The organism is Cetobacterium sp. 2G large (assembly GCF_014250655.1).
Classification (GTDB): domain Bacteria; phylum Fusobacteriota; class Fusobacteriia; order Fusobacteriales; family Fusobacteriaceae; genus Cetobacterium_A; species Cetobacterium_A somerae.
Map to the genome: position 1 here is coordinate 432369 of NZ_JACHTH010000007.1, position 13759 is coordinate 446127.

The following is a 13759-nucleotide window of genomic DNA, read 5'->3' on the forward strand; positions in this document are numbered from 1 at the left end:
TCCTATTTTTATCCTAAAAATATTCCTTTTATTCCGTTTGATACTAGTTTTACACCTGCAGACATTATAAATATTTGCATTACTCTTGATAGTACAAATAAAACAACCTCTCCTAAAACTTTATCTAACCAATCTGAAATACTAAATAAAAACTTCATTATTAAAAAAGTAACTGCAACAGCTCCTACAGATATTATTAGACCTGCTTCTTTATGAATAATCATCACAGTTGATATTGTTCCAGGCCCCACAAGCATAGGAAAAGTTAGTGGTGTTATTGCATACCGTATAGCATCTTTTTCAGACATTACATTTCCCGAACTCTCTTTAGATGCTCCCAAACCTAATAGGTTTCTAAAAGCAACTACAACTAGTATCATTCCTCCTGCCACTCTTAATTCATTCATCCCTATTTTATACAGATAATTCATGAAAAAATCTCCAGCAACTATAAAACCTGTTACAATTCCAAAACCAGAAATAACAATAGCATTATACATCTTTTTTCTTATTTCAGGATTTTGATCCTTTGTTAATGTCATAAATAATGGCACATTTCCAAATGGATTTAAAATTCCAATAATCGTAAGAACATATGTCATTATATCTATAACAAACTCTTTTCCCATACTTTACTAATCTCCTCTTTAATTTATTTACACACTATAATATATAAATAAATTAACAAAGTAAAGTTTTTTATATATTATTTCTATAATTACTGTTAAATGTTCTTTTTTCCTCTTCTCTAAACTCATTTTGATTATCCCAGTTTATTAAAGCTATATCTTTTGTAAATTTAGGATAAGTATTACAATAGTCTATTGCTTCTTGAGTTAGTGTAAATCCATGCTTTATGAAATAGTCACTTGCATCTCTTTTTACTATTTTAGTTACATAAGTAGCTAATTTACCTGAAATATCTTCAATAGTGCTTGTTTCAATAGTTTGCATATACTTATGCATTTTTACAAAGAAATCTCCCTCTCCATAATATAACCTAAATTTATACCAAAATGCTAATCTTACAAAAAGACCCATCTCTGAGATACTTTGATTGCTAGTTTGAAGCTCTATCATCCCATCATATACGTTACTTCTTATACTATCTGTGTATTCAACTCTTGCTTCATTAGCATACCAGTTATTACTTACTTCTCCAAATAATCCCATGTGATAATTATTTACATCCATCTCATGTCCAACTTCATGACCCACAACCCATGCTGATGCAAAATCTCTCAAATTTGGTTTCAATATATCATGGCTTCCACCACTATAAGCTGTATATCCTCCTACAAAAGATCCTCCTGCATGAGGATTATTTTCACTTACTCCTATCCACATTACTCTTTTGTATGGAATGGAATTATTAAAATGAGAGTTCAAATTATCTATATAATAAAGAAAATCTAAAAACTCATCTGTAATCTCTATTCTTTGATTTAATGTTCCTTCTGCAATATTGCTTTTTAGCCAATCAAACTTTACTGCTCCTATAAAGTTTCTTCCCTCTACATAAGCTAAGTTTGAATTTAATTTTACGCCATCTCTATTTTCTATTAATGTTGTGTTATCCGGAGTTTTATAAAACTCTTCCTCTTTTGTAATTCCATATCTATAAATTAGTGCATTTTTTTCATTTAAAGAGTATAACTCTATTTCCTCTTTTCTACTTCCTGTTAAAACTAATTGTCCTGTTAACTCACCTAAGTTAATTATATTTAACCCCTTCTTTAATAAGAACGAATGCTCTGCTTGAGGTTTGTTTTCTCTTAAAATTATATGTGCATTTAAATCTTTACTACATATAAATGCATAATCTCTATCTGGAAGTATATAATACGGTGTCAATGAAATATCTCCAGTTCCGTTTGTTTTTAACGGTCCAAAATAATAGTTAGTATCTTGAGGTATGCTTTTTATTTTATAAGTTTCAAAAGGTAACTCATTTTTATTTTTCAAAATAGATTCTGCTATATAAAGTTTAGCCAATAATCCCTTATTTGTAGATACTTTTTCTTTAAATTTTTCTATAGTAGATAATTTTACTCCTCTACTTAAAGATTTGTATAAAACTTTATCTTCAAATAAATTTCCTATATTTTCAATTAATTTATTATAGATAGTAAACTTTACATCATTAAGAACTACTACACTAGCTTGAGTTCTTTCAAATTTAATACAAATCTCTTTTACTAATGTTGGGTTAAATGAGATTATATTTTCTCCCCTTACTGGACTATCTGTTTCATGAATATGTAATAACTTCCAACTTCCATTTTCCTCATTTCTAAAGTATAATGTCGCTTTGTAAACCACTCCATTAGAGCCGTTAGCGTGTCTTGAAATAAATGTAAAGTTTTCTATAACCTTTTTCTCTTCAAAAGTAAAGAATATTTCACCTAATCCCTGTGAATGGTAGTAAGTATTTATATCACCATCAACCATTGAAACAACTGCATCAGGATATCCACAAGTTGATTGAATCCCTACTTTTTCTATTGGATAATTATTCGAAATATCTGTTAAATTATAATATATTTCCTGTTCCACTTGAGCTAAATGAATACAATTTACTTTCCACTTTTCATATTCATCTATGTAAATTTCTACCTTTATCTCCTCTGTAAATACCTCAGCAAATTGGACATTTATCTTTCCATTTTCATTTGAATCTATTGTTTTTTTCTCTATCTCCTCTAACTGACCAAAATTATTTTTGAAATATACTCTTATATCATATATATAATCAGCCTCTTCTCTAAATAAAATCTCTAATTTATTTAGTACTTCATAGCTATTATTTTTTATCTCAAAACATATAGGTTCTATTCTTTTTAAATAGATTTCTTTTGCTTTTTTAACTTTCTCTTTGTAGCTTTCTGTTAAACTACATCTTCTCTCTAAAGATAAAATATCTTCGTATTCAGCATTAGATTTTAAAGTTTCAAAAGTATAATCTTCAAAAATGTTATTAATCTCATCTTCTAGAAGATTATATATAAACAGTTCTAATTCATTAATTATAGCCCATTTATTAACTGAATCCTCTACTCTTATACATATCTCATCAGTTAAATACGGCTTATTTTCTACCATTAGCCACTCATTTTTATAAGAATCTACATTATAAGTTCCAAACTCAATCCATCCATTTTCTTGATTTAAATCTTTTACTAAAACTTTAAATCTATTTATTAATCCAGATGTATTACTTCTAAAGCTAATTAATCTTAATCTATCAATCAAGTACTCTCTATTTAACTTTAAATTTATCTGAGCATATTCACTGTAGTTTCTACTATGAAATCTTGTATCTAAATTTCCATCAAACATATTCGTCAATGGATAAGATGAATCCTCAGTATTTGAAGAAACTTGTAAGTCTTCAAATTTTACTCTTGTATCCACATCCTCATTAAAACAAAATTCAGATAACATATAACTATTATTTTTTATTTTATATACTCTATCTGCTCCATATATTAAAATTTTAGCTTTTTTTGTCAAAATTTTTCTAAAATTCAAAGTTACATTTTCTTCATCTATTAAAGGATTACATCTTATTATTCTCTCTTCACCTAAGGAGTTTTCATATGCTAAACATACCTTTAATATTCTTTGCTCACATACAAATTGAATTTCATCTAAAATTGTATCTTCATTTAAAGATATTTCAAACTCTTCTGGTATTAGCGACTCAATATATAACTCTTTAGCTTTCTTCAAAGTATTTATATAACTTTCAGTTATTAATCCTTCCTCTAAAGTTTCTATATCCTCTAACGTAATACTATCTTTTATTATATTTTGAGTTTCATCAGTGAAAAGATTTGCAATTCTTTCCTCTATTGTATTGTATTTAAATAGATCAATTTCATAAAAAACTACAAAATAATTATGTCCATTTGTTACTCTAATACATATTTCTGACGCTAATACTGGTTTAAATACTGCTTCTCTAAAGTCTCCACTTTGCTCTGTTAACTGTTCAAATACTTTTTTCCACTCTTCATTATTTTTTGTTCTATATAAAATTTCATAAGCTTTTATTCTTCCGTTATGTGACGGTCTAGTTTGAAATTTTACTCTATTTATTACCTTAGGTGCATCTAATTCTAAAATAAAATCGCCATACTCCCCTGTTCCATAACTTCTATAATCAGCACTGTGAAAAGTGGTATTTATATCATTATCTATAGCATATCTAGGTGCATTATTTGAATATTGTCCACATAAACTTTTTGCTAGCATTGTTGTTTTATCAACTCTTACATCTATATCTTCACTTGCATAAAATTCATCTTGTGGAATCTCCACAACTTCTATGTTAAATTCACTACCTTGCTCTATTGCTCCATATAAAGATAGTTCAAAATTCTTTGAATAAATATTTTCAAATTCTAAAACTGTTTCTAATCCAATTGTAGATATCTCTACTGAATTAGATAATTTTTCATATTCATGACTATCTGTATATCTTATTTCACCTTTTAAAACTCTACCTATATCTGTTAATCTTAATGTTTTAATTACACTTTTCTTTTCTATTTCTATCTCAAACTTATGAGGTAACAATCTGTTTATATATAATGTTTTTGCTTCTCTAAATAAATTTATATACTCTTCTGTTATTCCTAAATGAGATTCAATTTCATCAAGCTGTTCTAATGTAACAGATTCTTTTAATTGAGTGCATTCATCATCAATAAATAAATCTCTTAACATATCACTTAACTTATTGTATTTAAAAATATCCATTTCATAAATTATTACAAAGTTATCATTAGATTTTGTAACTCTGATACATACTTCTGATGCTAATACTGGATTAAATTTTACATTTCTCCAATTTCCAGATATACCTTCATTTATAGATTCTCCTATTTCTAGCCACTCTTCTGTAGATCTCTCTTTATATAAAATTTTATAGTTATCAATTCTTCCTAGTGAATTTGGTCTTGTTAAAATGTTTATTCTATCTATAACTTTTGGAGAGGAGTTCTTTATATAAAAATCTCCATATCCTATATCTGTGTACGCATTACTATGAAAGTTTGTTGCTTCATTTCCATCAATAGCTCTATCAGCTTCTAAACCTCCATAGACTCCACATCCTGAACTAGCTAATAAATTATTTTTATCAACTCTTGTATCTATATCACTTTGAGCATAATACTCATCTTGATTCAACTCTATCTCTGTTATTTGAACATTTGTTATCTCTGCTGAAGCAAAGATTGTAAAAGTTATATCTTTAGCATAAAATTTTTCAAACATTACTATTTTGTCTTCACTAATATTCTCTGTTTCTATAGTTTTTTCATTCCCATATCTATCTACATAACTAGCTCTAACACGATATATATTTTCTTCAGTTAGAAAATTAAAACTCTCTACTACTTTAAAATCATTGCCTATATATTCAATAATTTCTCCCATCATTCCTCCTATTAGAATATCTCTAGCAGTAGATAGTTTATCTATATACTCCTGTGTTAAGCTTGTCTTTTTTTGCAACTCAACAATATAATCTATTGTTACTTCTGGCTTTAACTCTGTGTACTCATCATTTAAAAATAGATTTTCAATCTCTACACTTAAATAATTAAACATAAAAATTTCAATTTCTTCTTTTGAAAGTTGCGTATTTCCCTCTCCTGTTAATAAAAATTTCTTTACCATTACAGGGTGTATTTTTAATGTTCCACTAATTGGAATATTTGTTAAAGATATCCAACTTTGCCCCTCTCCTGGACTATAGAATATTTCTAAATTCATAAGCTCTCTTTTTAATTTTATTCTATCAATTATTTTACTATTTTTTAATTCAACTTCTATTCCATTGTCAACTCTAGTTATTTCAAAATCACTTTGAGGTATTCTTGTATCAATATCACTTTGAGCATAATATGGTTTTATATCTGTTAAAACTGGAGTTACATTAATTATTGATGCTTCTGACTCACCAATCTTAACTTTTACCAAGTCTGTTAAAATTGGATCCACTTCCCACTCCTGTATATTTCCCATCTCTCTTAATCTTTTAGCTCTTAATGCTATATCATTTCCTATAAAATCTTTAAATTCTAAATTTAATTCTTCTGGAAATATATTATTTTGACTTTCTATTATTAAATTTTTTATTATAGAGTTTGAGCTTAATTTTAAATTAAAATTATTACTACTAGGAGCATTTCCATTTCTAATGAAAGTTATTTCTGAACTCATTTTTCCCCCTTAAATATTTCCTTCTATACTTCTCTTGTAATTCTCATTTATTATAGATATTTCCTCTTCTATCAACTCTTTATAATTTGAAAAATTAACTTCATTTAAGTCAATAGCTAATTCTGGATATTCATTACACTTAGATAATATCTCACTTGAAATTTCGTATCCATTCTCTACAAAATACTTAGATACATCTCTTTGTAGTATCTCTACTACCCATAAAATAACTTTTTCCAATTGATTCTGTATTCCACTCAAATCAGTTTCTTGAATTTTCTTATATATATTTGGTAAAAATCTATCACTATTAAAAAACAGTCTTAATTTAATCCACAAAGCTTTTTGAATATCCTCAGGAATTATCATTACTCTTGAATATCTAAATTCAAGCTCTTTTGTTAATAAGAATGTTAATAACTCTTGAAGTTCTATATTTGTATTTACTTCCCCAATAAAATCTTTTGCTATTACTCTACAAAAATTTGGATTTGCTAACTCTTCAATTAATTTATTAAACATTAATCTAGACATTCCACCAAAAGTTGTATAGCTTCCATCTTGTGTACTTTTTTGCTCAACAAGATTATTGTTTATCCCTTGAATTAAAACTCTTTTAAATGGTGACACATGATAATATTCATTTCTATTTAATAAAAAATATATATAATTTAAAATAGCATCCAAGTTTTCAACACCTTGTAAAAAATCAAATTCATTATAACTATCTTTTATCTCTTCTCTATTTAATTGGCAAATAAAATTCTTTCCTTCAACTAATCCTAAAATGTTTGTATTCTCTTTTATAAACTCTTTATAGTTAACTTTACCAATAGAATAGTTTTTTATCTCATCTGCATTAAATATTGTCATCTCAATATTTTTAGTTATATCATCAACTAAGAAAACTTCAGTTGTATCCTCTTTTAAATATATTGAATTTAAACCTTTTTTTATCTCTATTTTTTTATCTCTTAATTTTTCAAAACTCTCTACAATATATAAATTAATATTTTCATTTGATATAATCAAATACTCTTTTTTACTTTTAAAAGCTATTTCTGCTGTTTTTATAGGTAAACTACTTTTTATTTTTAAAGTATTAAAGTACTCTTCTCTATTTTGATTAGAAGCTAATAGTTTAACTTTTTTTCTAGTTACTTGATTATTATTAAGCCATAAATATTTTCCAACTTCTAATAAATTTACCATTTCTAAATTATCTTGATATCTATTTTTTAACTCTGTTATATTTTTTAATCTTACTTGAGATTTTACTGCCTGACAATCTAATGATTCGAAAATAGTCTTTAAATCATCTTCTACAACTGTATTTGAATAAAACTTTATATCGTTCATTACTATCCAGTTTCCATAGCTTCTATGAACTCTTATACAAACTTCTGAAACTAATACATCTTGAAAATTAGCGTTTTTCCAACCTTTCTCTTCAGTTATTTCAGATTGATAAATAGAAATCCAATCTGCATCAAAATTACTATTTTTATAAAGAATCTCATATTGATCAACTCTTCCATTATTTGCACTTGGATGTCTTGTTAAAAATTCTATTTTATTTATAACTTTAGATTCTTCAAATTTAAAGTAAACATCCCCATATCCACCATTAGAATATTGATTAGAGTGAAATAATGTATCTTCATTATCATCTAATGTTAAATCAGGACCATTTCCATTCCAAATAGATACACTAGAAGACGCAGTGATACCATTTTTATCAACAAGATCAAATATACTTCCATCTCTTTCCATATTTAAACTCCCTTTTTTTAATTTTTATATAATTAAAGGGGAGTTACCTCCCCTTTATGTTTTATTATGATTTATTTATCTTCTAGCTATTTTATTTAAATAGTTTAATCTTAATGAATTTGCTTTAAATTTGTCGAATATTACTGATGTTAATAAATGCTCTGCTTGATATAATGTTGGATAAGATGATGTTGCTTCTGAACTATGCATATCAATACCGTAATCATCCATAGCTATATCCCACGAAATTAATCCTGCTAAGTTATTATCAACAACCCATTGACACTTTGTCTCAACTGATCTTTCATCTTCAAATGTATAGAAAATTCCTGCATTCTGATTATATAGGTATGGAGCTTGTGCTGCTTCATCATAGTAATATTGGAAGTCTGAACCTTTTAATATTGTTCCTGCATGTGGATTAGCTGGTCCGTTCATATCTAAAGTTCTTACTGATACATTTTCACCTTTTATTAACTTATTTAAGTGATGTAGAGGTAAAACTCCTGCACCTCTTCCTCCATCCATTGTTCCTGGAGCTGAACATCCCTTCGCTCCATTTGTTGAGGCATCTATATTTGTTCTAGCATATAATCCTGGTGTATTTGGGTTTAACCATCCTGAAGTCGGTTTAAATATTCCAGACCATCCTCTTGAGTAAAATGGCGATCCTACAGTTATTTTGCTAACTGGTACTCCATATGTTTTTGTAACAAATTCAATTAAATCTGCTATTGCAAATGCATTTCCATTTGGATTTGTTTCTGATGATGGTTCATTTGAGTTTTGGAATAAATATGATTGATGGTTTGTTATTGGATCAAAAGCTCCATGTACATCATAAGTCATATAACTAATAAAGTCACAAGCTGGATGCCATACTCCTATTCCACTTTTTTGAATATGTTTTTTTCCTGATACTATAGCACATGACAAGAAATAATATTTTCCATCCTCTTGTCCTGCTTTATCTAAAGCCCCTCTTAATGCTTTCATTAAGTTAGTGAACAGTACTTCTTCATCGTCTGTTGCTCTTGGACTTCCTAAATCGTTTGGACTATCAACTAAATCTCCATCTCTTCTATCACAAGGGAATTCCCAGTCAATATCTACTCCAACAAAATTGAACTCTCTTATAAAGTCGATACATCTTTTAACAAAATGATTTATTTTATCTGGCTGAGCTGCGTCTCTAAAGAATGCTGATCTTGACCATCCACCTAATGAAGCTATTGGTTTAACATATGGATATTTTCTTGCCATTTCATTATATTCAGTCATAAATGCATTTGTTCCACCATAAGCTGAGAATGCTGCACCTGGATCAAATATATTTGGTGATACTTTTAAACTTGTTCCAATTGGAGCGTCTGCTGCAGATCTTTTTAAATGTGATATATCATCTTTATCTGTATTAAATTTTCCTGTATAATCAGGAATTACATCTATAAAGGCATATTGCATATGAGATATCTTATTCCACGGAGTTATTTTTGGAGTATATTTTCTTCCTCCCCATTTTCCCCACTCTGGAGTATAAGTTATATGCATCTTTTCCATTGGAGATCCTAAACCTTCAACTTCTGATATATTCATTGGCTCTAAATGAGCATTTGGTTTTGTCCCTGCTGAATCCATTAAATGATTTCCAGGACAACCAATTTGTGACTCTTCACCAGCTGATAATTTTGTCCATGGTGACCAATCTCCATTTAATTTTGGAGCATCTCCTTTAGTTGCCCATCCTGTATGTCTAAAATGGAATCCCTGATAAAATACTATCTTATTTGTAGCTGCACCATACTCAATTTCCGAATTCCATTCTGGATATTTACAATATTTTACTCCTCCATCTGGAGTTGCTATTTCTATTGTACCTGTTGTACTTTTATAATAAACTACAACTTTATCATTTGTCTTTTCATCTCTTACATAAGTAACTCTATAAACAAATTTTAAATCCTTATTTGAAGGATACTTAGAAGTTGGTACAATATTTTTAGCAGACCCTTTATTTCCAGCTGTAAAGTTTGTTGGTAATACTTCTACTAATTCTCCATCTAAATAAACAGCTATTTTACTATCTATAACTCCCCAAGTATTATTAAGTGTTATTTCATAGTTTCCATTTGTTGTTACTGTGTGTGCCCATAAGTTTGAGTATGGTAAATTTGTTGGAAAATCTCCTTCTACTGGAGGTGGAATTACTACATCCTCTTCTACTATAACAGTATTTGATGTAATTTGTTTAAACTTATCAGCCCAATAGTATTTTGCTATAAACTGATATGTTCCCGGTGTAGTTGATGCAAAATTTGCAACTTGAACTCCTGAGTTTGTTGTTATTTTTTCTACTCTTGTATTATTTTTATATAATTCATACTCCACTGAAGTTATTAAATGAGCATTTTCACCTAATGTTAACTCTCCAGTTAAATTTTTGTTTATGTTTTTTAAAATAGCGTTAATTACTGTAGGCTCTAACTCAGGAATAGGTGGTAATACCTCTCCATGGTTACACTCTCCTAATAATTTTAAAATATTTTGTACTAATAACTTAAATGAAAGATACTCTTCTAATTTTGTTACTCTACTAAGGTTTAATACAAAATTATTCATTTTTTCAATCATTGGATCTAACTCTTCACAAGCTACTCCATCATGTATTGTTGAATATTTGCTATTTATAAAATTAACTTTTTCTATTGTATTATTATATATTTTTTGAAATTCTTGTTCTCTGTCTATAACAGGAAATAAATCATTATTCGTTTTTTTCATTTGCAGTTTTATCCTCCGTTTAGTAAATTTTTATTTAAACATTCTATATGATTTTTCAAGATTTGCTTGATAAGTTGATGTTTCTTTATTAAAGTTTGTGTGTTTTTCTAAAAATGTTGACAATCTTCCAATCTCTCTTGATAGTTTTATCAAATCTCCTTCAAGCTCTTGGAATTTTCTTACTAGAATCTCTGTTTTTGAGAACTCTTTATTTTTTTCTTCTAATTTAGAAAGTGTAATCTCTACCGATATTAATTTTGAAGATAATTCTGAAAAGCTCTCTCTAAAAGCATTATTAAAGTTTTCATTTCTTTTCAGAGCTTCAACATATTCTGTTTTAATTTGTAAATATTTCTCTTGGTAATATTCACATTTTTCTTCATATTCTTTATTTATGGCAGTTAGATTAGCAACTTCTTTTTTTAGCTCTTTATTTTTCTTATTAAAGAACATACTATCTCCTTTCACTATAAAAATATCTTAAAATATTTTCACTTATCATTTTTATTTATTTCTTTTTAAAAATTAAACTATATTGCATTAATTTAAACATTTATGAAAATATAATACATTTTTTATTAAAAATAATCAACAATATTTTTAATTTTTTTTATATATATTTTCTATATGTATATTTTTCTTAGGATATTTCTCTTTAAATAAGCTTTTTTATTTTTTTATTTTTTAGTTTGAATTTTTAATCGAGGTATGTTAATATAAATTCACTTATCATTAATTTTAAATTCTTTTGAAATATTTTTTCTTTTTTACAAAATAATAATTTCAATCTATGAAATTAATACAAATACAATAAAAATAGGAGGTCAATTTATTTTGAATTCAAATAATGAACTAGATTTTCAAGTTAGTGATTTAAAAAGTAAAATCACATCACTTTTTGATAAGTTTAAAACTCTTCAAACAAGTATGAACTTAATAATGGATATTGTTTCATCAAATCCAGAATATAATATAACAAAAAATAAATTAGAACTTTTAGTAAATCTATCACAAAGCTTAAATAGCAGTAATAATATCAACGATTTCTTTGAGATAAAAGCTCTTGCTTATGATGTTGAAAAAATGATTTTCGATTTAGAGCATATTATCGAGGTAAGTGAGCCAGAAGTTCCTGAAATTATTGTTCCTGAAATTAGAACAGCTCTTTTAGAAGATACTAAAACTACATTAGTAGGTTCTTTAAAAGATATTGTTGATCCTGAAATTAGATTAAATAGCGTTGAATATAAACTGTATAAGGAAACAGCTTCTGGAGATAATGAAATTTTACATATCTCTTTACCTGAATCTATGTTTAGAATAGACTTTAACTTTAGAGAACATGGAACTTTCTATTTTATAGCAACTTATTACTATGATGGCGCTAACGAAGTTATACAAAGCAATACTATAAAATCAAATAATATTACAGTTCAATTAGTTGATAAAGAGATTCCAACTGTTTGTTGTGCAGCTTTAACAGCTTTTGAAAACACTCCTAAAGGATTATTAACTAAAATCACAGATAAAGATTCTGCAATAACTGAGGTTATTTATACACTTAAGAATACAAATAATACTTCAATCGAAACAATAATTAATAACAATCCTTTCGATCACGTTCAATTTACAAAAGTTAATGAAGGTAACTACTTCTTCAACTGCAATTGTAAATATAACATCGGTTCTAGAACTGGAGAGATTTTATTAAATTCTAATATTATAAGCATTAAAGGAAATACAACTGAACCAGAGCCTGGACCTAATCCAGATCCAACTCCAGACCCTAATCCTACACCTAGTAAAAAATGGCCTAGAGGTATTTTTGCACCATTTGTAGATGCGGCTAGAGATGATGTTAATTCTAAATTCGCATTAGCTGACAAATCTAAAATAACTGGTGTTCAGTTCTATAACTTAGGATTTATCACCGCTGATTCTAACAAAAATCCAGCTTGGGCAGGAAATATAAATCTACCTGGTAACAAAGGAACTAATGCTGGACTTATGCAAGATATTGAAAGATTAAGATCTATGGGTGGAGATGTTTGTATATCTTTTGGTGGTCTTAATGGACCTTATTTAAATGAAGTTATAACAGATATTCAAGATTTAAAAAATAAATATAAATCAATTATAAATAACTGGAATTTAAATAGAGTTGATTTTGATATGGAACATAATAGAACTTCTGGTAGCGAAACTTGTGAAGAAAACAAAAGAAATCATAGTGCTATAAAACTTTTACAAGACGAATTAAAATCTGAAGGTAGATATGTTGGATTTTGGTTTACTCTTCCTGTTATGCCTTATGGTTTAAATCAAAATGAGCTTCTTTTATTAGATGACGCTATTAAAAAAGGTGTTGAAATCGAAGGAGTTAATATAATGGCTATGTGTTATGGTGGAGCTTACGCTGGAAATATGGCTGAGCAATCTATTTCAGCTATGACAAATCTACATTCACAACTAAAAAACCTTTATAATAATCACGGAGTTATTAAAACCGATGATGAGCTTTGGTCTATGATTGGAATATGTCCTGAGATTGGAATAAACGATACCGGAGCTTTTAACACATTCTTTTTAGAGGATGTTTCTCCTGTTATCAACTTTTGTAAAACTAAAAATGTTGGAATGATAACTTTTTGGTCTACAAATAGAGATAAAGCAAATAATGGTTCAGAAGTTAATGGTCCTGACTCTACTGGATTAGCACAAGAAGAGCTAGCTTTCACTAAAGCTTTCCAAATTTATAACAGCACAAACGCAGATGTAGCTCCATTAGTTTTCTCAACAGATTCTGGAATATATAACGGTACTCCAGTTTGGCATGAATCAATGAGCTATCCTAATTCAAATACAAGAGTTTACTATAACGGTAAATATTATACTAATGGATGGTATGTTTCTGCATGGGATCAACCACCATCATCAAACGAAGCTTGGAAAGAAGCTACACTATAATTTT

Annotated in this window: 6 protein-coding genes; 1 reads left to right on the forward strand and 5 read right to left on the reverse strand. The window is 27.8% G+C overall.

The features are described from left to right. Positions 1-8 precede the first annotated feature (8 nt). The 5 genes from H5J23_RS12590 to H5J23_RS12610 all read right to left on the reverse strand — a co-directional run bounded on the left by H5J23_RS12590 (position 9) and on the right by H5J23_RS12610 (position 11241). A complete protein-coding gene (locus tag H5J23_RS12590) occupies positions 9-629 on the reverse strand; it encodes a MarC family protein (RefSeq protein WP_023050222.1) in 621 nt (206 codons plus the stop codon). 70 nt (positions 630-699) lie between these two features. Beyond that, a complete protein-coding gene (locus H5J23_RS12595; protein ID WP_185892598.1) occupies positions 700-6234 on the reverse strand; it encodes a discoidin domain-containing protein in 5535 nt (1844 codons plus the stop codon). 9 nt (positions 6235-6243) lie between these two features. Then, complete coding sequence (locus tag H5J23_RS12600; protein WP_185892599.1) at positions 6244-8007, reverse strand: discoidin domain-containing protein; 1764 nt, start codon at positions 8005-8007, stop codon at positions 6244-6246. Between the two features lie 75 nt (positions 8008-8082). Beyond that, the gene (locus tag H5J23_RS12605) at positions 8083-10788 is read right to left on the reverse strand and encodes a glycosyl hydrolase family 18 protein (protein WP_185892600.1); all 2706 of its coding nucleotides are present in this window, start codon (positions 10786-10788) and stop codon (positions 8083-8085) included. A gap of 30 nt (positions 10789-10818) precedes the next feature. Further along, a complete protein-coding gene (locus H5J23_RS12610; protein WP_040406804.1) occupies positions 10819-11241 on the reverse strand; it encodes a hypothetical protein in 423 nt (140 codons plus the stop codon). Between the two features lie 381 nt (positions 11242-11622). Between H5J23_RS12610 and H5J23_RS12615 the strand changes: the two genes are divergently transcribed. Next, positions 11623-13755, forward strand: a complete 2133-nt coding sequence (locus tag H5J23_RS12615; RefSeq protein ID WP_185892602.1) for a hypothetical protein — start codon at positions 11623-11625, stop codon at positions 13753-13755. Positions 13756-13759 lie beyond the last annotated feature (4 nt).